This is a genomic window from Paenibacillus sp. DCT19, assembly GCF_003268635.1.
Taxonomy (GTDB): domain Bacteria; phylum Bacillota; class Bacilli; order Paenibacillales; family Paenibacillaceae; genus Paenibacillus.
The window spans coordinates 2093911-2117906 of sequence record NZ_CP029639.1; the positions used below are offsets into that span (position 1 = coordinate 2093911).

At 43.9% G+C, this 23996-nt stretch carries 22 protein-coding genes; 15 read left to right on the plus strand and 7 right to left on the minus strand.

The genetic code is table 11. The annotated features are described in order from the left end of the window. Window positions 1-35: 35 nt before the first annotated feature. Together DMB88_RS09425 and DMB88_RS31720 are read right to left on the minus strand one after the other, a co-directional pair. Window positions 36-1085, minus strand: a complete 1050-nt coding sequence (locus tag DMB88_RS09425) for an HD-GYP domain-containing protein (RefSeq protein ID WP_128101146.1) — start codon at window positions 1083-1085, stop codon at window positions 36-38. 120 nt (window positions 1086-1205) lie between these two features. Continuing rightward, window positions 1206-1946: a molybdenum cofactor biosynthesis protein gene (locus DMB88_RS31720; RefSeq protein WP_128101147.1), complete on the minus strand. Its 741-nt coding sequence runs from the start codon at window positions 1944-1946 to the stop codon at window positions 1206-1208. Between the two features lie 123 nt (window positions 1947-2069). Between DMB88_RS31720 and DMB88_RS09435 the strand changes: the two genes are divergently transcribed. The 9 genes from DMB88_RS09435 (at window position 2070) to DMB88_RS09475 (ending at window position 10345) form a co-directional block, all read left to right on the plus strand. After that, window positions 2070-3500, plus strand: a complete 1431-nt coding sequence (locus DMB88_RS09435) for a bifunctional metallophosphatase/5'-nucleotidase (RefSeq protein WP_128101148.1) — start codon at window positions 2070-2072, stop codon at window positions 3498-3500. Window positions 3501-3569: 69 nt separating this feature from the next. Beyond that, a complete protein-coding gene (locus tag DMB88_RS09440; protein ID WP_251382888.1) occupies window positions 3570-4691 on the plus strand; it encodes an HD-GYP domain-containing protein in 1122 nt (373 codons plus the stop codon). Between the two features lie 532 nt (window positions 4692-5223). Then, window positions 5224-6360, plus strand: a complete 1137-nt coding sequence (gene yfkAB / locus DMB88_RS09445; RefSeq protein WP_128101149.1) for a radical SAM/CxCxxxxC motif protein YfkAB — start codon at window positions 5224-5226, stop codon at window positions 6358-6360. 45 nt (window positions 6361-6405) lie between these two features. Continuing rightward, window positions 6406-7758 carry a hemolysin family protein gene (locus DMB88_RS09450; RefSeq protein WP_128101150.1) on the plus strand — a complete coding sequence of 451 codons (1353 nt, stop codon included), beginning with the start codon at window positions 6406-6408 and terminating at the stop codon, window positions 7756-7758. Between the two features lie 193 nt (window positions 7759-7951). Continuing rightward, complete coding sequence (locus tag DMB88_RS09455) at window positions 7952-8176, plus strand: spore coat associated protein CotJA (RefSeq protein ID WP_128101151.1); 225 nt, start codon at window positions 7952-7954, stop codon at window positions 8174-8176. Between the two features lie 3 nt (window positions 8177-8179). Beyond that, window positions 8180-8458 (plus strand): spore coat protein CotJB, encoded by a 279-nt coding sequence (locus DMB88_RS09460; protein ID WP_128101152.1) that lies wholly within the window; start codon window positions 8180-8182, stop codon window positions 8456-8458. A gap of 162 nt (window positions 8459-8620) precedes the next feature. Next, entirely contained in the window at window positions 8621-9190 is a 570-nt protein-coding gene (locus tag DMB88_RS09465) for a manganese catalase family protein (RefSeq protein WP_128101153.1), read from the plus strand. 231 nt (window positions 9191-9421) lie between these two features. Beyond that, complete coding sequence (locus DMB88_RS09470) at window positions 9422-9787, plus strand: YybH family protein (RefSeq protein WP_128101154.1); 366 nt, start codon at window positions 9422-9424, stop codon at window positions 9785-9787. Window positions 9788-10105: 318 nt separating this feature from the next. Then, entirely contained in the window at window positions 10106-10345 is a 240-nt protein-coding gene (locus DMB88_RS09475) for a hypothetical protein (protein WP_128101155.1), read from the plus strand. A gap of 135 nt (window positions 10346-10480) precedes the next feature. On the opposite strand, the gene DMB88_RS09480 is transcribed toward DMB88_RS09475, so the two are convergent. The 4 genes from DMB88_RS09480 to DMB88_RS09495 form a co-directional block, all read right to left on the minus strand. After that, complete coding sequence (locus tag DMB88_RS09480) at window positions 10481-11473, minus strand: 3-oxoacyl-[acyl-carrier-protein] synthase III C-terminal domain-containing protein (RefSeq protein ID WP_128101156.1); 993 nt, start codon at window positions 11471-11473, stop codon at window positions 10481-10483. A 114-nt stretch (window positions 11474-11587) separates the two neighbouring features. Further along, window positions 11588-11938, minus strand: coding sequence for a hypothetical protein (locus tag DMB88_RS09485; RefSeq protein WP_128101157.1), 351 nt, complete (start codon window positions 11936-11938; stop codon window positions 11588-11590). Window positions 11939-12123: 185 nt separating this feature from the next. Then, entirely contained in the window at window positions 12124-12492 is a 369-nt protein-coding gene (locus tag DMB88_RS09490) for a carboxymuconolactone decarboxylase family protein (RefSeq protein ID WP_128101158.1), read from the minus strand. A gap of 11 nt (window positions 12493-12503) precedes the next feature. Beyond that, window positions 12504-14147, minus strand: coding sequence for a thiamine pyrophosphate-binding protein (locus DMB88_RS09495; protein ID WP_128101159.1), 1644 nt, complete (start codon window positions 14145-14147; stop codon window positions 12504-12506). A 411-nt stretch (window positions 14148-14558) separates the two neighbouring features. On the opposite strand from DMB88_RS09495, the gene DMB88_RS09500 reads away from it, so the two are divergent. Next, window positions 14559-15512, plus strand: a complete 954-nt coding sequence (locus tag DMB88_RS09500; RefSeq protein ID WP_128101160.1) for a Gfo/Idh/MocA family protein — start codon at window positions 14559-14561, stop codon at window positions 15510-15512. A gap of 195 nt (window positions 15513-15707) precedes the next feature. On the opposite strand, the gene DMB88_RS09505 is transcribed toward DMB88_RS09500, so the two are convergent. Next, window positions 15708-17426 carry a methyl-accepting chemotaxis protein gene (locus DMB88_RS09505; RefSeq protein WP_164848654.1) on the minus strand — a complete coding sequence of 573 codons (1719 nt, stop codon included), beginning with the start codon at window positions 17424-17426 and terminating at the stop codon, window positions 15708-15710. Between the two features lie 285 nt (window positions 17427-17711). Here DMB88_RS09505 and DMB88_RS09510 point away from each other — a divergent pair, with 285 nt between their 5' ends. The 5 genes from DMB88_RS09510 (at window position 17712) to DMB88_RS09530 (ending at window position 23930) form a co-directional block, all read left to right on the plus strand. Further along, window positions 17712-18398: an HAD hydrolase-like protein gene (locus tag DMB88_RS09510; RefSeq protein WP_128101162.1), complete on the plus strand. Its 687-nt coding sequence runs from the start codon at window positions 17712-17714 to the stop codon at window positions 18396-18398. Between the two features lie 276 nt (window positions 18399-18674). Continuing rightward, the gene (locus DMB88_RS09515; protein ID WP_128101163.1) at window positions 18675-19565 is read left to right on the plus strand and encodes a carbohydrate ABC transporter permease; all 891 of its coding nucleotides are present in this window, start codon (window positions 18675-18677) and stop codon (window positions 19563-19565) included. 22 nt (window positions 19566-19587) lie between these two features. Continuing rightward, complete coding sequence (locus tag DMB88_RS09520) at window positions 19588-20457, plus strand: carbohydrate ABC transporter permease (protein ID WP_128101164.1); 870 nt, start codon at window positions 19588-19590, stop codon at window positions 20455-20457. A gap of 105 nt (window positions 20458-20562) precedes the next feature. Next, complete coding sequence (locus tag DMB88_RS09525; RefSeq protein WP_128101165.1) at window positions 20563-22314, plus strand: sensor histidine kinase; 1752 nt, start codon at window positions 20563-20565, stop codon at window positions 22312-22314. Between the two features lie 11 nt (window positions 22315-22325). Further along, window positions 22326-23930 (plus strand): response regulator, encoded by a 1605-nt coding sequence (locus DMB88_RS09530; RefSeq protein ID WP_128101166.1) that lies wholly within the window; start codon window positions 22326-22328, stop codon window positions 23928-23930. Window positions 23931-23996: the final 66 nt, after the last annotated feature.

Below are 23996 nucleotides of genomic sequence, written 5' to 3' on the forward strand. Positions count from 1 at the left end.
AATCTCGATGTGTCTGTTTTGGTGCCTAATACATGCTACTGAACATAAATCTCAACAATCGCAACATCTCTTTCCTTCGCTAAATCGATAAAGGCAGAGGATGTCTGTACGAGTGGACGGAAGTAATCCGCTGGATTATTCATGACAATTAAGCCGGTCTGACCCGTAGTGAGAAGAACTCGTTTACCAATAAAATTAGGAAGCATATGTTTAATGAGTTCCTGAGTTACTTCTCCGTTTAATTGACCAAAGCTAAGGCTGTATAGCTCGCATAAGACAGAGATCAGCTCTTGTTTGGTCTGATATACCCGATTGGTTGTCATGGCGCTGTACACGTCAGCTACAGCCGTAATACGGGAGTAAGGATGAATCTCATCTCGTTTTAGTCCGTAAGGATAACCGCTTCCATCCTCACGTTCATGATGCTGTAATGCTACGGTTGCAAGAAGTTCATCTTGAGTGGACTCCATAATAATCTCATATCCATATAAAGTATGCTTTTTCATTTCTTCGAATTCTTCCGGAGTTAATTTCCCCGGCTTATGTAACATTTCAGGAGGAATCTTCGATTTGCCGATGTCGTGCAAATAACCAGCTTTGGCCACAGTCAAACACTCTTCTGGATTATACCCCATCCAACCCGCGATATAGAAGGCAAGCATGCCAACTTGTAACGAGTGGGTGTACGTATATTCGTTATCACCATCCATCATGAGAAGAAGGGAAACGACATCTTTTTGTTTTTCAAGCTGAGATGTTAAGTTAATTAAAATATGATCGACCTGAGTCTCATCAATAAATCCCTTCTCCAAGGCTTGCTTGAACAACGTTTCAGTACCTTTGATCGTATCTTCAAACAGGTTAGTTAAAAGACGGGTTTGATCGGAACGTAAGGTTTGTTCATTAGAGTGTGAATCGGATGGTGTATGCTCTACATCTGCGTAATCGATTCCGTGTTGAAGCAATTTGGCAATATCATCTTCGCTAAGCGTGGAACCTTTCACCAGCATGTGGAGACCTGAACTGTTGTATACGTCATTTATTAACAGGTCGCCAGGTTTAAGATCAGTAACATGCACTCTCACGTATAAACCACCTTTTCCTCGACTAATATCGACACATATGATTATAATAACAAGAAAAAAATGGGTTGACAACGACTTATTTACTAATTTAATTAGTAATTCAAGAGGTAGAATAACTAATTATTGTTGTTGTAGAGGGTTCCAAGGACCCAATTGATGACCCTTCCACTCGGAACCATCTTCCCATATTTCTTTTTTCCAAATCGGCACAGTTTGCTTTAATCTCTCGATAGCATAACGACTTGCGTCATAACAATCGCTGCGATGCGGAGAAGAGACCGCAATGACCACACTAATCTCAGCGACATCTACTTGTCCAATTCGGTGGCTTATTGCGCATAAGACTCCAGGCCAGCGCTCAGAAATTTCATCGCCGATCGCTGCCATCTGTGCTAGAGCCATGGGGACATAAGCTTCGTATTCCAAGTGCACTGTCCGTTGTTCGCCCGTCATTTCACGCGTAGTTCCGACAAAAGTAAGAGCAGCACCGTGATTAGCGGTGATGACGAGATTGGTCGTTGCTTCCACAGAGAGAGGGGATGTGGTGATGTGATATCGCCCATCTGGAGTAGTAGAGGAAACCCCGTGCTCGGACTTCCGATCCTCCGTACCGTCACCTCCAGATACAGGAGGTATCAAAGCAATCTCATCTTGAGCCGATATAATAGTATCGGCAGGAGCGTACTGTTGGTTTACAGCAAGAAAGGAAGTACGAATCTGAGAAGCGAGCTCTGGGTATGTTTCAGCTAATTGTTCCTTCAAATGAGCAGCCGTTGGTTCGGCTCCATCGTATTCATATTCAATCAAAGAAGTGCCGAGACGTTCAGCAATACCTGCAAATAGTTGAATGTTCAATTTCATGAGAATGTTCCACCTTTTTTTCAAAATCTAAACCCTTTCAATATATCATAACGAGACGGAAAATGTTATGCTTATCTATTAGAGGAATGAACGTTTTAAACGGAATTAGAAGGAGGCGGTGGGATGAGCACCACGAATACACAAGTGTTAACAATACTGCATACGAATGACATTCATAGTCATTTTGGTGCCATGAGTTCGATCGCCGCCATGATTGAAAAAGAGAGAGAACAAGCTGAGAATGTTCTGGTTCTTGATATAGGAGATCATATGGATCGTAAGGCTGTGGAAACGGAAGGTACACTTGGAGCAGCCAACGTCGACGTGATCAATCTTACTGGGTATGATGCGATTACAATCGGGAATAACGAAGGACTAACTATAACACCTGAACAGCTGGCAATAACCTATTCAGGGCTTCAATGTCCCGTAGTTTGCGGGAATGTTGTCGAACATGACACTGGGCTTGTACCGTCATGGATGCAAACGTCGCTCATCGTGACTAAGGGTGAATTTCGTATCGGTTTGTTAGGGGCGACGGCACCATTCACTACGTTTTATGATTTGTTAGGATGGGATCTGCTTGATCCGATAGAGACGTTAAGTCAGCAAGTCGCTGAATTATCTCCTAAGGTGGATGTCATCATCGTTTTATCCCATTTGGGTCTTTCGACAGATCGGAGATTGGCAGAGCAGGTTGAAGGCATTGACGTGATTTTGGGTGGGCATACACATCATGTACTTGAGGAGCCTCTGATGATTGGCAATACCACCATAGCAGCAAGCGGCAAATTCGGGGAGTGGCTTGGCAAAGTGGTCTTAGAGCGTCAGAACTCTGCAAGCAAGCCTGTACTAGTAAGCAGTGGATGCGTTCCGGTGACAACAACACTTTTGGAAGAGCAGGTTACCCTGGCGATCGCTACGAATCGTGCGGAGGCAGAGAAATCATTAGAGCAGACAGCTGTAATGGTGGACAAGTCACTTTACGTTCATTATGAGCGTGAATCCCCTTTTGCCAGCTTGCTTGCACAAGCGGTTAGACAGGCTACAGGTACCCAAGTGTCTCTGGTTAATGCAGGACAGTTACTTGGAGATCTTCCACAGGGAGTGATTACCAAAGGAATGTTACATTCCCTATGTCCTTCTCCGATCAATGCTTGTACAATATGCTTAAAAGGCAGCCACATCCGTGAAGCACTTGAGCAATCATTGCTGCTAGAGTTTACGGATAAACCAATCATTGGTTTTGGATTTCGTGGGAAGGTTCTAGGAACGTTATCCGTGGATGGAATGGACATTGAATTTGATCCCCAGAGACCGGCATATGAGAAAATTCGTTCCATACGTATTGCAGGTAGCCCTATCCAGGAGGAGCAACAATATGTGGTAGGTACGCTAGGGATGTTTACTTTCAATGTGGGATATCCTTCACTCGCTCTGGGTACAGAGACGAATTATTATCTTCCAGAATTCTTGCGGGATCTAGTGGAAATAGAATTAAAACGACCAGGAGCGCTGGACGATTGTCAGCGACCTCGCTGGCGAGAAATATAACAAGTACTTGCCTTCTGCTATAGCGGCGGCTAGTTGCAATTACATCTACGGAGCGGGAGAGGATAGGCTGTGCGTTTAGTACATATAAACTTTTTGCAGCCTGGCATGAAGCTGGGGAAACGAATATATAGTGAAGAGGGCTTGGTACTGCTCAGTGAGGATGTTGAATTAACTCAGCGATTAATTTCTCGAATGAAAGATCTGGGGATTGGATATGTCTATGTTAAAGATGCAGCAACAGAGGATATCGTTGTACCGGAAATGTTGCAGGAGGAGACTAAACGTAGAGCACTGGTTGAGATTAAGCAGCAGTTCCAGAACATGTCTGGCTTTCGAACGAAAAGCCGGATTCCGCATTTTGGAAAAACGCTGACTGGATTAATGAATACAATTCTGGAGGACATCGGTAGTCAGAAGGAAGCAATGATTATGCTGATGGACATGAATTCTGATTTTGACCTATATAATCATTCATTGAATGTTTGCGTATATACATTGGTTCTCGGGGTAGCATCGGGTTACAACAGACAACAATTAATGGAGATTGGCCTGGGTGCATTGTTACACGATATCGGAAAAACACAGATACCTTCAGAAGTACTGTACAAGCCTTCCAAATTAACTGATGAGGAATTCAAACTTATTCAGCAGCATACTACATATGGACATCGTATCCTCAAAGACGAACCGGGCATACCACTTCTTGCTGCACACTGCGCTCTCCAGCATCATGAACGAATTGACGGTAGCGGTTATCCTTTCGGCTTAAAAGGTAATGGAATTCATGAATATGCCAAATGGATTGCACTTGCGGATTCATATGATGCGATGACAACGAATCGAGTGTATCAGCAAGCCTTATTGCCGCATCAAGCTGTGGAAGTACTCTATACCGGTTCTTGTACGCTTTATGAACAACGGATGCTTGAGAAATTTCGAGATTGTGTTGCAATCTATCCCATCGGAATGACGGTTACGTTAAGTACGGGTGAGGTCGGAGTGGTGTCCTCAATCCATCCACGTTTCCCGCAACGCCCAGTTATTCGAGTGCTGAAAGATACGGAGGGTCAGGTTTTGCATGCACCATATGAGATTGATCTTTCTACTGCATTGTCAGTCATGATTACAGGTGTGGAGGGCGCGGATGAGATGCCTTCGATGCCAGTTAGTGGACAGTATTTGGATAGTTGACATCCAACTTAATAAGTACCAGGCGCTTCTATCGTGATATCTGGGTTGAATAGACTCAATATACAGGAGCGTTTTTTGTCTTTTAATTGTACCCTTTCCATATAGAGGTTGTGCAAAAGCTTGCTTTTTAATGATGAAAACAAGTCTGGTTGGGTGATCCACATCGAAATGGAACTTACAGAAGAAAATGTAGTCTGCGTAGAGCGGTTTCCTTATAGAGGTTGTTCAAAAAGTCCGCTTTTGATTACGAAGGATGCCTGAAGGCATCTTAGCTTCGAATATGGGCTTCAGCCGAAATGTCCGTTGCTCACGTAGCTTAATCTACGCTCCGCTACTCCATTTCTATCTTCATCCCATCTTCTCGGTACTGAAAACCGACCTTTTTGAACACGCACTTACACGAAATAGACAGACCCGTTCCTCCGAGGGGTTCAAAATTGTGCTATGATAAAAGATAGCTCCAAAAAGATGAAGTCGGAGTATGATGTAAATAAAAATTTTTAGGTTAATAAAAGGAATAAGGTGAAAAACAATGACCATGCTAAATTCAGGATCGGTTCAACCGATGCCTTTATCGCCGACGAATGATCCATGGGATCCAATCGGTTCTTTGCGTACATATGGACGCCATGTACTGACCAGTGTAGAAATGACCGTGACTCATCTGTGCAATATGCGCTGTGAGCATTGTGCGGTGGGTGACATGCTCACGATGCGTGAGGCTCCGGCACTTCCATTGCCTTTGATGTTGAAACGTTTAGATGAGGTCGAACATCTGCAAACGATTAGTTTGACAGGTGGGGAACCAAGTTTCAGTCAGAAAACGGTGGATGAGATGATTATCCCACTGCTCAAATATGCGAAGGAGCGTGGCATAAGATCGCAGATCAATTCCAATCTTACGCTAGATCTGAATCGATATGAGAAGCTGCTTCCTTATTTGGATGTCATGCACATTTCCTTCAATTATCTGAATGCAGATGATTTCCATCAGGTTGGATTTGCGAACAGTGGCAGACCGGTTAAACGTGAAGTAGCAGTGAAGATGTATGAGAAAATGATTGAAAACTCACGTAAATTGAGTGAAGCTGGCATGTTTATCTCGGCCGAGTCCATGATTAATTATCGTACGCATGACAAGCTAGAGGGTATCCACCAGTTGATTCGTGAGATGGGCTGTGTACGACATGAAGTGCATCCGATGTACAATTCGAACTTTGCCTCCAGCCTGCCTGTTCTGTCTCTTGATCATATGCGTGCGGCGATTCATCGACTGTTGGACGTGCGTGATAAGGAGATGTGGATGCTGTTCGGTACACTTCCATTCTTCGCATGTAGTGCTGCAGAACAGGATCGTGAGTTGATTAATCGTCTGCACAGTGAACCTAACGTAACAGTGCGTAATGACCCGGATGGTCGTAACCGTGTTAACGTAAATATGTTTACAGGTAATGTGTATGTGACTGACTTTGCGGACATCCCTGCCTTTGGCAACATTCGCGATCGTAAGCTGGATGATGTCTTCCATGAATGGTCTGCAGAGCATCCGCTGAACCAGACAGTGAATTGTCACTGTGATATCGCATCCTGTTGCGGTCCTAATCTGCTAGTGGCAGATATGTATTATAAGGGTGTGGATTTCAAATCAAGAAAGGCAATTACACGCTGATCTTCCAGGTGCATTCCTGAATAGATAGAAAAGGGGAGTTTCGACTTGGATATTCATACCGAATTTCATCTTGGGCAGTTACTGTTTAACTTGGTGTGTGTGTTTCTGCTCGTCTTCTTGAATGGTGTATTTGTCGCAGCGGAATTTTCTCTCGTTAAAGTGAGACAGACCCGGCTGACACAATTACAGAGTGAGGGTAATCGTCTGGCGGGTTATGCGTTAAAAGTGAACGGCAAACTGGATGCCTATCTATCGGCAACCCAGTTCGGTATCACATTGACGTCCCTTGGACTTGGATGGCTCGGTGAACCAGCAATATCTGAATTGCTTGTTCAACCCCTGATGACCAAGCTTGGTGTGGCGGATACAGCGCTGATATCGACGGTTTCGGTTATTGTAGGTTTCAGTATTATTACGTTCCTGCATATCGTGCTTGGTGAGCTTGCACCCAAATCACTGGCAATTCAAAAGACGGACGGTGTTGCTCTGCTGTTGTCAGCACCGTTGCTCCTTTTCTATAAAATTTTCTTCCCATTCATCTGGGTGTTGAATGCGTCAGCGAATGCGTTGCTTCGTCTTGCTGGAATTGAACCTGCAAGCGAAGGAGAAGCACATTCGGAGGACGAGCTACGCATATTGATGAAGCAAAGTGCGAAGAGTGGTGTTATTGATAAAGATGAGATCAAGCTGATGGATAACATCTTTGACTTCTCTGATATGCTCGCCCGTGAGATCATGTTGCCGCGTACAGATATGGATTGTCTTTACACGAATCTGCCTTTGGAAGAGAATCTGAAGATCATCAATGCTACGAAGCACTCTCGTTATCCGGTAGCGGTAGAGGATAAGGATGAGATCATTGGATTTATCCACATTACGGACTTGCTATTGGCTGAACCAGAACAACAGCGTGATCTGGCTGCGCTCGTTCGTCCGATTCTCAACGTTCCGGAATCCATGGAAATAAGTCATGTGTTAAGGCTGATGCAGAAGAAACATTCCCAGATGACGTTGGTGGTTGATGAATATGGCGGTACAGCCGGCTTGTTAACAGCCGAAGAGATTCTGGAAGAGATTGTCGGAGATCTATATGATGAGTTTGAGGACGAGCGTCCACATATGGAGCGTAACGGGGATTCCTTTTCAATCGATGGTCGATCTCTTATTGAAGAGGTTCATGAATGGACTGGAGCCGTTATCGAGGATGATGAAGTAGATACCATTGGTGGTTGGCTGTTCAAGGAGCTTGAAGGTAGTCCTGTTAAAGGCAAAACACGCGAACGGAACGGATACGTATTCGAAGTGGAGGAAGCCAGTCGATTGCGAATTACCCGGGTGAAGGTATACAAGCGTGCAATAACGCAGGACGAAGACAAACCAGACAATCAAGATAAATAATTAAAGTGAATACGTGAGATGATTAATCATCAATAATGTTGACCTTTGTGAAGCTGCCCTGTTGGGGGAGTGGAGCAGAGGTCTTTTTTTAGCTTTTACGGAAAAATACGGATTAACCCACATGATTGAGACATATGGTTATAGAGACGGGAAGCGTAGGGATATGAAGAAATGTTGAAAGGAGGTTTATGGTATGAAAGATCCGCAGATTCGTGCTTACAGGCCATTTATTGGGCCATTTGATCCATGCGAGCCTAAGGAGATTCGGACGTATCTGGTTCCTCCCCAATTGTTTATTCCTTTTCAGCCCATGGGTTGGCCTCAGTACAGTCCGGCAGAAGCGCTGAGAGTAGGAACGTTATGGCCTGCATTGTACAGTCCATACACATCGGCGAGAGCTAAGGAAAAGGGGGTGTAATTGATGGAATCTGAAGAGGTAGCGAAGGTTTGTGATGCTAAATATTATGAGTTGCTTGAAGAATTACAAGCGTTAGATTTTGTATTGGTGGAGCTTAATCTATATTTGGATACACATCCTGGAGATTATCAGAGTATTGAGCAATACAATAAGTTTTCTCAAGAGCGAATGCGAGTGGCACAGGAATTTCAGCAATTATACGGTCCATTAATGAACTTTGGCCATGCCTTTTCCAAATATCCGTGGGAATGGTCTCAGACGCCTTGGCCTTGGCAAGTGTAGAAGTAGTGGGCAGAAATTAGATCATGTGCATAATGAGCAATTGAAATTTTTGTGTTGGTTGATTTTGAGGATACGAAGATCGAGGCGTTTTGGGAGCCTATGAGCTGGAGCGAGAGTTAGATTTGAAGCTGAACCAAATGGATGATAAAGGGGGAGCCCTGTGTGTGGGTGTATGAGAAAAAATTGCAGTATCCCGTTCGGGTAAGTAAATGTGACCCTCATATGGCTAAACTACTTATGGAGCAGTACGGCGGTGCCGATGGAGAATTGGCTGCGGCTCTACGATATCTGAACCAACGTTATACGATTCCTGATAAGATCATTGGTTTGCTGAATGACATCGCTACGGAAGAATTTGCTCATCTCGAAATGATTGCAACCATGATCTACAAGCTAACCAAAGACGCCACCATTGAACAGTTGGATCAGGCGGGGTTAGATGCTCATTACGTAAGCCATGATCGAGCGCTGTTTTATAATAATGCTGCAGGCGTGCCTTTCACAGCTACGTACATTCAAGCTAAAGGTGATCCGATTGCCGATCTCTATGAGGATATTGCAGCCGAGGAGAAGGCACGGGCTACTTATCAATGGTTAATTGATATGACCGATGATGTCGACCTGCAAGATAGTCTGAAGTTTCTACGTGAACGGGAGATTGTGCATTCTCTGCGATTCCGCGAAGCCGTGGAGATTCTGAAGGATGATCGGGAGACGAAGAAGATATTTTAAGGGGTTATATAGGGGTTAAAAGATTTGAATAAGAGCCACTCCTTTTGTAGAGGAGTGGTTTTGATTTCAAGCGAGGCAAATACATATATATAACGCACGACAAATAAACATCTATACATCAAATAGTTTGATTTGATCAAGCAGAATCATTTTGTACAATCTTGACACGAAATTTATATAATGATAGTTAAATAGAAACATCAACAAATGAGCAGAGGAGAGAGCCGATCAATGAATTATGAGAATGCACTGCAACGTTATATCGACGCGACAAACACCCACCATTTTGAAAATGTTAAGCAGTTACTACACCCTAATGCGATTTACTGGTTTTCAGATCGAACGTGCAAGACGACGCATGAAATTCAAAGTTATTTTGAGAACTCATGGGATACGATTAAGGATGAAGTTTACTCCATCTCGGATGTACATTGGCTAGTGACTGAAGAGAATACAGCAACATGTATCTATACATATCATTATGAGGGAGTGCTTAACGGAACGTTTGTATCTGGCAGTGGTAGAGCGACAAATGTTTTTGTCAAAACAAAAGAAGAAGAGTGGAAAATTATTCACGAACACCTCAGCAGTCTTTAGTGTCTATCCCTAACACATCTTCGTAGCAGTATCCCATTATGAAGAGGATCAATTTATCTAGATAATCAATTTGATTAGAGACATGAAGCAACTTATTACAAACAGGAATGAAACTATTTACGAGAACAGAGAACATGATCAAATAGAAACGAAATGGCTACCTTTAAACAGGGTGGATATCATTTGATTCCGTTTTACATTTTATATGTATAATTGCTATAATAATACTTATTAAGTTAAATCAAGAATTTCCCTCAAACTTCACAGGATACTTGTATCGCTAACGTTAGACACAATACATACTTTAGGAGGGATCGAATGACAAGAAGCATATTTAGGAACATGCCGATGTGGTTTATACTCGTCGCAATTGCAGTGTTTGTTCTCCTTTCAGTCAATTTCTTTTACTTGAATACTGCGGTTAACATGATTGCATTAACAATCTTGAATGTTGCCAACGCCATTCGATTGTGGAAAGCTGAACGGAGTATGGCCATCGTATTGTTAATAGTGGGTATTGCTTGTGGGCTGTATCTCATCAAGTACTTATTGAATTGAAATCTCTCAAGAAGCACTACAAATAAAATCTGGTCGTCCACTTTGGACGATCTTTTTTTACGCATAATAAAAAAACAACCGCCATTGTAGTTAACCAATGAACGGTTGCCTTCATTTTATTTAATAGTCAACTAATTAATATTCAACGACCATGGCAACATTTTGCCACCCAGCACCGACAGTCCAGAATAACACTTTATCACCACGCTCAATCTGTCCTGAGGTAATGGCTCGGTGTAATGCAATGAATGGACTGCTCGTGGATGTATAACCGAATTCATCTCCGATGTATACCGCAATGTCATCTGTTATGCCAATGTTCTCCGATACAGCACGGATATTGGCGATGGATAGTTGAGAGAAGCAAGCGGCTTTGATCTCACTCGGTGATATTTCATTACGCGCGAGCAACGTTCGAATGGATTCGGAGGCGGCATCTACACAGATGGAATCGTCGAATGGGGTGAATTTTACATGAAAAGCACCCGCATCTACTCCGGTTTTACCGAGCTTTGCTAATCCTTCGGCAGGAAAGAGAGAATTGCCATACACACACGTATCTGTCTGATAGATGGAGTCAATGAAACCAACACTTTGTTCTTCACGTTCTACGATTACGGCTGCCGCAGCATCCCCGAAGTTAGCAAAGTATACCGGATCATCTGGGTTTGCATGAGGAGCTACATAATCCGAACCGATAATGAGCGCGCGGCGGATTCTCGGATTGCCTAACATCTGGCGGCTAACCTGTTCAAAGGCTGCGGTCATTCCAGCACAGTTGGCATTGCTATCGATACAGATGGTATGAGAAGCTCCATTAATTAGGCGATGAATCATTAAGGAATTCGTAGGGAAGATGTACTCTGGTGTTTGGCTTGCATAAGCAATCAGGTCGATATCTACACCCGTGAGTCCAGCCTTTTCCAGAACATTGCTTGCTGCTTCGAACGCCATACTGAGAGAGTTTTCATCTTCATTGTCAATCTTATAACGCTGATCGCGCCCAAGTGCTTTTAACAACCCGCGAATATCTACACCTCTCGCATCAAAATGTTCAATATAGAAGTCATTGCCCACCTTGTTTGACGGATGATAGATATCGATGTCTACAATACGAATTCCAGCCATCTTCGGTCTCCTCCTGTGCGGCACGCTGTATCCAGAGCTTGTCCGCCTGGTATTTTAAGAAGTTGTTCAAAAAGTCCGGTTGGTACTGAAAACAGTCCTTTTTGAACACGTACTTTAAGTAGTCACAGTAGATATGATTTCGAGGTTGTCCAGACCAACCGAACGGCCGAGTCGGGATAACTGCATTTTAAGAATAGAATTATTCTCAAGGGTCAGAACGACTTTTTTGTAGCCATCTTTTTTGAACATCGCGAGGCAGCCTTCAAGCAATGGTACAATTTCTGGAGCGGTAACGTTCAGCTTTTTGCAATCAATATTCAAGTTGTACTCTTGGGTGTTAATCTTAGCAATGGTATCTTGATACGCAGAGATTGAACGCAATCCGTCTTCCTGTGAAAATGAACCTTCTAGCTCAATGTTTAATACCTTGTTTGCTGCATCCGTTTTAAGAATAAAACTTCCCATGATTGTTCTCTCCCTTTAAATGAGTTAAGGCTATCCCGATAGCAAATTCACAGACTTTCAGTTCTTGTAGACGACATATGACCTGTGGGCTATAACGAAGGATAATTTAACCATATTATAAAGGGATTGATGTAAGAAGATCAATAAAAAAAGTCGAATCATGTATAAAAATGTAGAAAAGTGAATTACTGGATTTCTTCGAGTGTTGCGAGCAATATATTAAACGCGCTAATGATGCGCGGAGCACCGACACATGGGGCTAAATGTAGCAAAATTCCTTTGAGTTGATCCACGGTTATTCCAACACTTAGAGCCATTGCATAATGCACACCTAACTGCTCGTATTGTCCCTGTGTAATTAATGAAGAGATGATGGCGACTTCTTTCCACTGATCTGTTATCGTTGTTCGTTGAAAAATATCCCCGTAGGCTGTCCCCATAATGAACTCAGCCAATTCAGGAAACTGTCCCTTGATCGGATTCAGCGCACGCGCACCATATTCTCCGGATAACTTGGCAAAACGTTCTAGACCCTGAGTTACTTGTTCACTCATCGCAGTTCCTCCTAGTTCAAATTAAGTGTACGATGCGCTGTTGGTGGAATCTCATCACGATCTGTAAGCAGTTCAATGACCGTAACTTGATTTAGTTGTTGGGCTTCCTTAAGCGCGACGGTGAATTCGGCCTGTGTCTCTGCTCGGAAGGCCACAGCGCCAAGAGATTCTGCAAACTTCGATGCGTCCATTGGAACCTCGAATAACGTGCCATCAATCCGTCCGGTTGTTTTTTGCATACCTTTAAGTGCCATATCCAATTGCTTGTTGTTCACCACGATGAAAATCACCGGAAGCTGGTTGCAGACGGCGGTATTAATTTCAGTGCCTAACATCATGAAGCAGCCATCCCCTGTAATACATACGATCGTTTCTTCAGGTGAAGCGGCTTTGGCTCCGATCGCCATACCGATGGCATTACCCATGCAAGCGAAGTAGGCATCGAATACGAAACTTCCAGGTTTCTTGACTTTGTACCGCTGAACCGCATGGAATCCGTGGCTGCCATCATCCACGAACAAGGTGTGGTCATATGGAAGGAAATCGCTCATGTCCTCTAGCACAGATGCCAACGATAACTGAGATAATTCAGGGAGCGGAAGGGAATACTCCGCAGGTGGTGTCTCCCTGTTCAGTGCTTGAAGTTGTTCTGTATGTTCTGTGAGGTGCCCAAGAAGGTAGTTCATATTATCTTTAAGATCGCCGGTGATATGTAAGGTTTGTGAGTTTAGAATTTTACCAACGAAGGTAGGATCACTATCAAACTGAATGAGGTGTGCTGGGTGATTCTCAGCCTTAAGATTACATATCGTCATATCACTTAAACGTGAGCCAAGTACAATAAATAGATCACTCTGATTCATTAGATCATCTGCATGGGGGAAACCTCCGACTCCGCAAGGGCCGTGATATAACGGATGATTCCAGGCAATGGCGCCTTTGCCACCAGGTGAAGTGATGACGGGAATATGAAGTAGTTCTGCCAGATGTAATAGTTCATCATGAGCATGTGCACGGCTAACGCCTTTACCCGCAATAATTAATGGATTTGTGGATTGTTGAATTAAGGGGAGGACTCGGTTTAGATTGGTGATGCTAATCATAGGTTCAGGTTCGGGAAGAATGATTCGGCATTGCTCCAAAAGCTCAGTCTGTACATCGAACGGAAGACAGAGATGAACGGGTCCTTTGTTCGGACCCAGCGCAATGGAGATTGCGTGATTGAAAAGTGTGGCGAAATGGTCTCCACGCTCGACTAACTTACTAAACAATGTGGCAGGTCTGAACATCTCAGCTAGATCAGCTAAATAAGAGGAGGAATCCTGGCACTGAGGAAGCCCCAATTCCTGTATGGACTGATGTCCGGTAATGAATAATACAGGCAGGTTGTTCGCCTTCGCATGGGCAGCAGCGGTTAGTAGATTGGTTCCGCCTGGACCTGAGGTTGCAAATGCTACACCCAACTTCCCAGTCTGAAGTGCATAACCTGATGCGGCAAATCCAGAACTGGATTCATGGCGTCCGGGGATGAATTCCAAACCATAATCGACCATCTTCAACGCAGCAGGGCAAATGGATTTTCCGATAATGCCAAAGACATGGGTGACGCCTAGATTACGCAAAGCTTCCGCTAAATAATCTGCAACGGTTCTCATTTCGGCACCTCGCTTCATGAAATAGGTTTGTAGACCTAAAGGCCTGATTCCTTCTATTGAGGGGAAATCACGGTATTGGGTTGTAATAGGAAATAAATGCTTGATACTAGGGAGAGTATCTTTTTTTGTGGTTTTTTGTCAATAGATTTTTAAGATTATTAATTTTTGATTCTTAGGATGGTTGCGCTTAAAGTCTCATCACATCTAATAAAAAAATATAGTAAAAAATATCTGGAACAAAATACCTATTATTTTATAATTACATTTAATGTAAAATAATGACTGAAAATGATGGTTTTTAACTGAATTAAACATAAAAACAAGAGCAAGGTATCGCTTTTCGTATCTATGCAAAAAGGAGTGGCGCTTTATCACTTTCTGGTATACTAGAATTCGATTGGAGTGATATCAATGAAAACGATAAAAATGGCTGTAATTGGACTAGGTAAAATGGGCTTACATATGATTCATCAAGCCAAGAACGAGCACGTAGACATCGTTGCCGTGTGTGATAGCAATGAGCAGGCTCTTGCTGATTATGCAGCCTCAAACCCTGAGACAAGTACATATACGGATTATCGCCGTTTGTTAGATGAACACGAGATTGATCTGGTGTACGTTGCGGTACCACCCAAGTATCATTATGCAGTCGTGATGGAGGTACTTCAGCGTAAAATCCATATCTTCTGTGAGAAACCTCTGGCTAACAGTGTGGAGGAAGCCGAGGCTATGCTTGCTGCAGCGGAGCAGTCAGGTGTGGTTCATGCCATCCATTTCTCCATGCCTCATGAACCTGCGGTTCTTCATTTGCAGAAGCTAGCACAGGAAGGCACGACGCTTGGTAACATTCGTAAAATCGAACTGATTCTCCAGTTCCCGCAATGGCCGCGAGCTTGGCAACAGAATCCATGGATTACGACCCGAGATCAGGGTGGATTTATTTTAGAAGTGGGTATTCACTGGATTCATGTAATCCAGACGGTGTTCGGAGGACTGAATGTGGTTAGCAGTCAGGTACAATATCCCGATGATTCGAACGGTTGCGAGACAGAGATACATGCTGAAATGCAGCTTGGAGACGGTACTCGGGTAGAGATGAATGGAATCTCACACTTTGCGGGTGAGGAACGCGTATCTATGGTGGTGTATGGAACGGAAGGTACAATCGCACTCGAAAACTGGGATCAACTGATGAGTGGACGAATTGGAGAGTCACTAACACCTGTTACTGTCGACGAATCGTTAAGTGAATTACCTGTATTGAAACATGTAATTGCACGCATTCAAGACAGACCAGGCAGAATATATGATTTCAGAGCTGGACTTGAAGCACAACGAATTTTGGAGGCACTTCGAAGTAAGTAACTTGAGTGATATGATGAAATAATTGAAGGGATACCTTCTGGATCTACTTGATCATAAAATGAACGATACAGAAGGTTTTTTCTCTCTACACAGGGTTTCAATGTGCTCCAAAATCAAAAAAAGAAGCAGTTGCCGAATTCAGGCTGCTGCTTCTTTGTATTTAAGTTTAGTAAATTAACTTCCTCATTACACTCATTATGCAAGCTTAAATCGGTTCACGAGCTGATCCAACGCATCGGACATTTGGTTTAACTGTTTAGATGTATCGGTCATTTCCTGCAAGGAGGCCAATTGTTCCTCGGTCATGGCGGATACTTCTTCGGTTGCTGATGCAGTGTCTTCGACCACAGCGGATACGGCATGAATAGAAGACATAACAGCTTGACTGCCTGCTGTGAGCTCTTCCACCACAGCGGAGATGTCCACCATTTCCCCACTTAGATTATGAATGTGTTCTGTAATATTAGCAAAGGCATGTCCAGCATCCTCTATTGTTCGTAATCCTTCTGTGACATGAACGGTATTAGAGTCTACAATCTGAACCGTGTTCTGAACGCCTGCAAGTACAGTTTCAAGGATGCTAGTAATATGTTTGGCTGAGGTAGCGCTCTGGTCTGCCAGATTGCGAATTTCGGTGGCGACAACAGCGAACCCTTTACCATGTTCTCCAGCTCGTGCGGCTTCAATTCCAGCGTTAAGAGCAAGGAGATTGGTTTGTCTAGCCGTTCCTGAGATTGATTCTGCAATGGAGATGACCTGATCCGACATTTTAGAGATGTCATTAATGGACTCCTGAACGGAGCGGAATGATTGTTCAATGGTTCCCATTTTACCCACTGCATTATCAATACGTTCTTGTCCATCCAGCGCGATGGATTCCGTTCTTACAGCACGTTCAGCTACATCGGCAGTAGAAGAGGATACTCGGTTTAGTCCAGTCAGCGATTGCCCCATGGCAGCGACCATCGTTTGTGTCAGAACGACTTGTTCATCTGCACCTTCGGCGACTCGTTCCATGGCGGTGGCAACTTCCTTACCTGCAGAGAGATTATCCGACACACCTTTATCCAATCGATCAGAAGCCGTACTCAGTATGCTGGCATTGTTCTGAATCTCAAGCATCATGTGTTGCAATCCGAGCAGCATTGCATTAGCCGCATCTGCGAGTTCACGCGTCTCATCCTTCATATGGGTCGCAATCCGGAGGGTTAGATCTCCGTTAGATGAGCCAATGTCGTTCAGTGCGCTGGTGACGCTACGAATGTTTTTGACAATAGAGCGTGACAGTGTCAGAGCTGCAATGATTGAAATCAAGGCAACAAGGATGAGCGCACCGTATAACTCTATATTAAGTAGCTCGTTTTTTTGTTTGAGTGCTTCGGTACGTTGTTCGGTTAACGCTAGTTCATTAGTGCGGAACGTCATGAGTGAATCACGAATTTGATCCATATCCTGCTTACCAGGATCATTCACGAAGAATGCCTGCACGGTGGACATATCGTTAGCTCGTCGTGAATCAATAACGGGTTCGCCTGCAACCTGTACCCAATTGTTCATAACATTATGTATGTTCTCAAGCAAGACGAGCTGTGCTGGATTATCAGCAATGAGTGCTTTGAGTTGTGTGGTGATCGTTTCCTTCTGTTCTAGACCTTCGGTGTAGGGAACGAGATAGCTGTCCTGTCCTGTAATGACATATCCTCTTTGCCCTGTCTCCATATCTACCATCGTTTTTTCCAATTCATACGTCAAATCATGCACTTTCATATCGTGATCGACCAGAAAATCAAGCTCGTGTTGGAGCTGGTTAATGCTATTTTGGATCAATACAATAGAACCGGCTAGAACAGCCAGCACGAGCAAATAGCCCAAACCAATCTTGTAGAAAATTTTAAAGGTTCTGCGCTTTACCATGTTTGTTATTCCTCTCTGTCGGGTATATATATTTGTCGAAAAAACAGGAAAAACATAAAATAGGGACTTTAGATGTAGGGTCTGAATGACTATTTTCAGTATTATACTTAAACTCAACCACTTTGTATATAGTTTGTTTACTTTATGTATAATGTTATCTTTTGAATTGTATAACGTTTGCGAAGTGTGTTTTACATTGTTCGGTTTACACTTACAAACGTTTATGTTTATCATGGGGAGGGAACGATTCCGAATACATATCCCAATCCGAAAGGACGTTTTGATATGACAAAAGAGAAGGCACTGCTTAAACCGGAAGCAATGATATTTGATATGGATGGCACACTATTCCAGACAGAGACGTTGTTATTGCCTGCCTATCACCAATTGTTTGATACACTGAGAGCCGAAGGGCACTTCGAAGGAGAGACACCACCTGAGGAACGGATGCTTGGAAGTCTTGGTATGTTACTTGAAGATATTTGGAAAGTAGTTATGCCTGAAGCATCAGAGGCAGCACATCGCCGTGCGGATGAATTATTGCTTCAATTGGAGATTGAAGGACTCGATCAAGGAAGTTCTACCCTGTATCCTAACGTTAAGGAAACTCTAACAGCGCTCAAGGAGCAAGGGGTGCGGTTATTTGTAGCGAGTAATGGACTTGAGGATTACGTCAAAGGTGTGGCGTTTGCTCATGAGATCATGCCTTTGTTTGAAGGGGTGTATAGTGCCGGTCAATACCAAACGCCTTCCAAAGTTAATCTTGTTCAGATCCTGCTTGAGAAACATCGGATTCAGGATGCGTGGATGGTAGGTGACCGTTCATCGGATGTAGAAGCTGGGAAAATGAATGGGCAGACCGTCATTGGCTGCGCCTATGCTGGTTTTGGTAGGGATGAAGAACTGGCCGGATCGGATGTACTGATCTCTGATTTCACAGAGCTACTTCGTCTGTATAAGGAAGCAGAATAACCGTATAAAACATTTCACATTTATTGTTGTTAACAAGGTATAACCTGCATTTCCAATGAAGTTTTGTTGGAGGTGCAGGTTTTTTTGTTTTATGCTTCTCATACTCTTTCACATTCTTTCCCATTCGCTCAATTCATTCACTCCTTCACGTTCATTTATCTACAATCTACAATCACTCAGTTACATTCTCCCCTGTAAAAAGTGGATTTCCCCATCCCGCTTCACACGGTGCTCGCTCTATACTTCTTGCAAAAGCTAGTAAGGGGGTCAATGTTGATGAAGCCAAAAAAAGTGCATGCGTACCTGTTCATCTTTCCCAGTCTATTTCTAACTCTCGTGTTTGGGGTGTATCCCCTCTTATGGGCTCTACGTTATATGTTCTACGATTATCAAGGTATTGGAACGCCCGTATTTATTGGACTCGGCAACTTTGCCCGCATTATGCGGGATACACAGTTCTGGTCTTCTGTTGGTAATACAGGCGTCTATGCATTAGGTAAACTCGTGGTCACAATTCCGCTAGCTCTGACGCTCGCGATCATCTTGAATCGCAAATGGAAAGGGCGTTCGCTGCTGAGAGCGGTGTACTATCTTCCAACTATTTTTAGTGCTTCGGTGATGGCGATTGTGTTCTTTATTATTTTTAATTCGTACAACGGAATCTTGAATCAACTACTCGTGAAGTATCATGTGATCTCTGCCCCGATTGGCTGGTTGGATGCGGATCATGCCATGATGACGACCATAATCATTGCGATCTGGGGAGCTGTAGGGAACTATATGTTGCTGTTTATCGCTGGTCTGCAAAGTATTCCTGAAGAGCTGTATGAGGCGGCATCGCTGGACGGAGCGAATGAGTTCCAGAAACTTAGAAATGTAACGATTCCGCTACTTGGTCCTGTGCTGCAGATGATTATTATGCTGGCGATTACCACCGCACTCAAAGGATACGAGAGCATTATGGTATTAACCGAAGGAGGCCCATATGGCAAAACGGAAGTGATGTACTTGTATCTCTTTAAGTTGTTATTTCCGATCTCAGCTGATACACAATCACTCCAGCAACTGGGTTACGGCAGTGCGGTAGGCTTTACTACGGCCATTATTGTAGGCGCTGTCACGCTCATTTATTTCTGGATATCCAAGAAGCTTAATGATGTTTATTAACAGCAGACAGGAGGAACCGAACATGTCACAGATTGTCATGAAACCAAGTCTTTCACCCAAATGGATGCAAGGAATAAAGCGAACACTACTCACGATTTTCCTGCTTCTGATTGCTGTCCTGTCGCTGTTTCCGATTCTATTAGTCCTGCTGGGCTCTTTCAAAACGAATCAGGAATTAACGGGCGGTGCAACGATATTGCCTAAGGTTTGGCAGTTCTCTAACTATGCTCAGGCATGGCGAACAGCCAATTTCTCAGGATTTACGCTCAACAGCGTTTTTGTTAGTGTCACTGCAACAACAGGAATGCTGTTGGTTTCATCCATGTCGGCTTATGCCGTGGATCGGGTGAACTTTAGAGGCAAGAAGGCATACACCGTATTGATGGCATCTACCTTGTTTATATCCATCGGAGCCGTGGTTCTGCGTCCGCAGTTCGATCTGATGGTCAAATTAGGCCTGAATCATACCCTATGGGGCGTCATCATTATTTTAATTAGTGCCCATGCCGCGACGTACTTCATTTTAGTGGGCTTCTTCAAAAGCATCCCGCGTGATCTGGATGAGGCAGCCATGATAGATGGCTGTAATTTCTACACCGTGTATTGGCGCATCATCCTTCCACTGCTTCGCCCCGGTTTGGCGGTTGCAGGACTTGGAGCATTTCAGAGTTCGTGGAATGAGTACATCTTGCCTTTTGTATTTACGATGAACAATCCCAATCTGCAGACCTTGCCTGTGGGCTTGGCGAATCTGCGCTATGGCATTGGAGCTGCCGCTGAGGTTCAACTCATGATGGCTGGGGCTTGTCTATCCATATTGCCACTGCTCGTTGTGTATATTTTTGCGAACAAATCATTTATGCAGGTGACATTAGGCGCAGTCAAAGGATAGGCGAAACTCCTTAAAATGGGAACGGTATTATGGGATATTCTGCTGTGCTATACTCTTGTTAATCTACAGTGGCAGAGCTGATCCGTATCCGAGGAGTGAACGCCGATGAACATGAACTTCTATAAGATGACTCTGAAAAAAAGGATACAACTGTTGTACATTTTCCTCGTAGTGTTGTGTATCAGTGTAACAGGAATTAGCTCGTATTTATTTGCTGCACGCAGCATTGAACGGAACGCGCTTGAACTGAAGCAGGGAATCCTGAATAAGTCTGTGCAGGTAATGGATGAACACTTAAGGCATATCGTTGTATCTTCATATTCTTTTATGCTGAATGAGACCTTCACTCAGGTGATGCGAGATGTTCGCAACAATAATGCCTCCCACTATTATCAGAATCTTTCACTTCTGCAAACGTCATTTGCGCAATTGAAGCTTGTAGAGCCCTTAATTGATACGACCTATTTAACAACACCGATTGGTGACTTCTACTCAACCAAAGATGTACCGAACCGAAATGATGGATTTGATAAGGAATACGGGCAGCTTGTGAAGCAGCAGGGCTGGAACACGATGTGGTTTGGTTCACATCAAAGTCAGTTGTTCCAGTCGAAGGATCATGTGTTGTCACTCTTACTCAAACCGATTGTGGTTGATAATCACTCATTGTCGAACGTGTATATGGTGGTCAATATGAAGGAAGAAGCGATGAGGGATATTCTGGATCAGGACTTGATGAATAACTCAATTCAGTTGTTTTTACTGAACAAAAATGGGTCACAGGTTATCCGGTCAACCTCACAGGATGTGAGTTACCTTACTGACCCTGAATTTAGTAGCGAGATCAATCGTGGTACAGGTGGGGATTTTAGATATACGAGTAATCAGGGAGAGGACATGCTTATTAACTATTCTTCGTTATCGATGAATGAGGACTGGGTGATGGTCAGTGTGCAGTCCAAAGCAGATTTATTGTCTCCGCTGCGCAAAATTCGCTGGCTCGTTATTGGCATTATGGGTTTTTGCATCGTGCTTGCTCTGGGGCTGTCGAACTTGCTGGCATCCGCGCTGCTCAAGCCGCTGAATAAACTACGCCGTTTAATGGTTGAAGTCCAATCGAATGATCTGGATGTGCGCTTCCGCAGCAAGTACGATGATGAGGTCAGTGCGGTTGGGCATCGTTTTAATCGCATGCTGGATCAGATTCAGGTTTTGTTTGAGGAGGTACGAGTAACCGAGCGGGATAAACGCCGGTTTGAAGTGAAAGCGCTTCAAGCACAGGTTGATCCTCACTTTCTGTACAATACGTTAAATACGATGTTCTGGAAAAGTGAGAGTGGTGAGAAAAAAGATGTTAGTGAAATGATCGTATCATTGTCACTATTGTTCCGACTCGGGTTGAACGATGGGAAGGACATGACCAATCTAGAACAAGAGATTAAGCATGTGGAGCAGTATCTACAACTTCAACAAAAATGTTATGAGGATCTATTCATTTATCGCATTGAGGTGGGTGATCCATCCTGTTATTCCGTAGAAATATTGAAAATATTACTGCAGCCTTTAGTTGAAAACTCCATATTGCACGGATTCCGGGATAAGGATGAGCTCGGTATCATTGCGATCAAAATTAATCGAGAAGGAGACCTGCTGACACTAGAGGTTGCTGATAACGGTTGCGGTATGGATACTGCTGAGGGGCAGGTCAGGGAAGGCGCCGAAGGCAGACGTCAAGGATACGCGCTCGCTAATCTCGATGGCAGACTAAGCCTATATTACGGAGATGCCGCTTCAGTTGTATTTGAGAGCAGCAAAGGCGTCGGAACGACGGTCATCATCACGATTCCAATCACCTGAGGAGGGGTAGTATGGATCATTTGACGGTATGTGTAATGGATGATATTCAGGCGGTTGTAAAAGGCATATCCTCGACCATTGCTTGGGAAGATCATCAGGTACAAATTGTAGGTACAGCCAACAATGGCGATCAAGGGTGGTCCCTTCTTATCGAGCAAGAGCCGGATCTTGTCATTACCGATATCAAAATGCCTCGCCTCAGCGGGCTTGAATTGATGAAACAGGCATCGGATGCTGGGCTACGCACCAAGTTTATTTTCATCAGTGGATACTCCGACTTCCGTTATGCCCAGGAGGCGATTAAACTAGGCGCTTCCGATTATTTACTCAAACCATTTACCCCTGATGAAATATTAGGCGCAGTGCTCAAGGTAAGAGAAGTGATTGAAGGTGAGCAGGCTCAGTCGAGACAGCTTGAACAATTGGAACAAAAGGTTGAGAGCAGCAGCGTGTATATTCGTCATAGCTACCTTCTGGGACTGCTACGTCAAGAGGTTGGTGGTTTTATGAATGAGAATCGCTGGGATGAACTACAGATCGATCTCGATTCTTCGAATCTGCAGCTTATGGTGATTGAAGTAGACGGGTACACCCGGTGTGAAAATACAATCCATCTGGATGCCGAGATCGTGCCTTTTGCCGTTCAGAATATTGTGGAAGAGACGCTGAATCGCCATACCAGAGGGGTTGTATTACGCGAGAGCAGATACCGGCTTGTGGCAATGTTCAATACACCAGCATCCATGACAGCTCCAGAGCTACTGGAGGAATGTCGGCTCAATGTGGAACAGTTCAGCAAAAAGACGATTTCCATCGGTTTAGGCACGATTGCCCGAAGACCTCAGGAGGTGTGGAGTGCGTATGCACACGCCGATAAAGCCATTGCCTACCGCTTTTATAGTGAGGGTAACTGCATCTTCCAATATGCAATCGTCGAACGTCAGGAGTGGGTAGCCCCTGCTTACCCTTTGGAGAAGGAGAAGGAACTCTTTTATGCGCTTAAGTGCGGCAATGAAAGTACCTGTCACCGGATTATTGATGATATTTTGGATGAATGGCAGTTTTCGGAGGGGTATCCTGAGCCACTTACGATGATTCGTCTGTTGTCTGGGCTTGCGTTCGCTATCTATCGTGCCTTTTGCGATGAGATTACGGAGGAAGAACGCATGCGTTTAGAAGCTGATCTAATGGTGCTTGAGGAGATGCGCTCGTTGACATTTGACGGTTGGAAAGGGTACATCAAGCATTTCAGCAGTATGGGCTGTGAGATCATGGATAAGAAGCGGCTTACGGATGTGAAGCAGGCTATTCATAAAGCACAGGAATTTATCAGTATGAACCTGGAAGAGAACTTGACGTTGAATCTTTGTGCCCAGTCGGTTCACCTAAGTCCAAGTTATTTTGCCAATGCATTCAAGAAAGAAACGGGCATGACCTTGATTCAATATATTACGAAAATGAGGATGGAGAAGGCCAAGGATCTGTTGGTCGCAGGCATACAAGTACAGGAGATTTGTCAGATGCTTGGTTACGAGGATCGCCCGTATTTCAGTGGTTTGTTCAAAAAGTATTGTGGTATGACACCTACGCATTTCCGTCAAATGTATCTGAATTAATGAATGCAGGGAACATCATTTGTCCCCCATTCATAGTTATAATGTCCCTCACTTCATCTACAGTTG

What these genes read in the sequence shown, in the direction of transcription:
- DMB88_RS31720 (WP_128101147.1), bottom strand. Translation starts at nt 1,946, where the DNA reads ATGAAATTGAACATTCAACTATTTGCAGGTATTGCTGAACGTCTCGGC.
- DMB88_RS09435 (WP_128101148.1), top strand. Translation starts at nt 2,070, where the DNA reads ATGAGCACCACGAATACACAAGTGTTAACAATACTGCATACGAATGAC.
- yfkAB (WP_128101149.1), top strand. Translation starts at nt 5,224, where the DNA reads ATGACCATGCTAAATTCAGGATCGGTTCAACCGATGCCTTTATCGCCG.
- DMB88_RS09455 (WP_128101151.1), top strand. Translation starts at nt 7,952, where the DNA reads ATGAAAGATCCGCAGATTCGTGCTTACAGGCCATTTATTGGGCCATTT.
- DMB88_RS09460 (WP_128101152.1), top strand. Translation starts at nt 8,180, where the DNA reads ATGGAATCTGAAGAGGTAGCGAAGGTTTGTGATGCTAAATATTATGAG.
- DMB88_RS09470 (WP_128101154.1), top strand. Translation starts at nt 9,422, where the DNA reads ATGAATTATGAGAATGCACTGCAACGTTATATCGACGCGACAAACACC.
- DMB88_RS09475 (WP_128101155.1), top strand. Translation starts at nt 10,106, where the DNA reads ATGACAAGAAGCATATTTAGGAACATGCCGATGTGGTTTATACTCGTC.
- DMB88_RS09480 (WP_128101156.1), bottom strand. Translation starts at nt 11,473, where the DNA reads ATGGCTGGAATTCGTATTGTAGACATCGATATCTATCATCCGTCAAAC.
- DMB88_RS09485 (WP_128101157.1), bottom strand. Translation starts at nt 11,938, where the DNA reads ATGGGAAGTTTTATTCTTAAAACGGATGCAGCAAACAAGGTATTAAAC.
- DMB88_RS09490 (WP_128101158.1), bottom strand. Translation starts at nt 12,492, where the DNA reads ATGAGTGAACAAGTAACTCAGGGTCTAGAACGTTTTGCCAAGTTATCC.
- DMB88_RS09495 (WP_128101159.1), bottom strand. Translation starts at nt 14,147, where the DNA reads ATGAGAACCGTTGCAGATTATTTAGCGGAAGCTTTGCGTAATCTAGGC.
- DMB88_RS09500 (WP_128101160.1), top strand. Translation starts at nt 14,559, where the DNA reads ATGAAAACGATAAAAATGGCTGTAATTGGACTAGGTAAAATGGGCTTA.
- DMB88_RS09505 (WP_164848654.1), bottom strand. Translation starts at nt 17,426, where the DNA reads ATGGTAAAGCGCAGAACCTTTAAAATTTTCTACAAGATTGGTTTGGGC.
- DMB88_RS09510 (WP_128101162.1), top strand. Translation starts at nt 17,712, where the DNA reads ATGACAAAAGAGAAGGCACTGCTTAAACCGGAAGCAATGATATTTGAT.
- DMB88_RS09515 (WP_128101163.1), top strand. Translation starts at nt 18,675, where the DNA reads ATGAAGCCAAAAAAAGTGCATGCGTACCTGTTCATCTTTCCCAGTCTA.
- DMB88_RS09520 (WP_128101164.1), top strand. Translation starts at nt 19,588, where the DNA reads ATGTCACAGATTGTCATGAAACCAAGTCTTTCACCCAAATGGATGCAA.
- DMB88_RS09525 (WP_128101165.1), top strand. Translation starts at nt 20,563, where the DNA reads ATGAACATGAACTTCTATAAGATGACTCTGAAAAAAAGGATACAACTG.
- DMB88_RS09530 (WP_128101166.1), top strand. Translation starts at nt 22,326, where the DNA reads ATGGATCATTTGACGGTATGTGTAATGGATGATATTCAGGCGGTTGTA.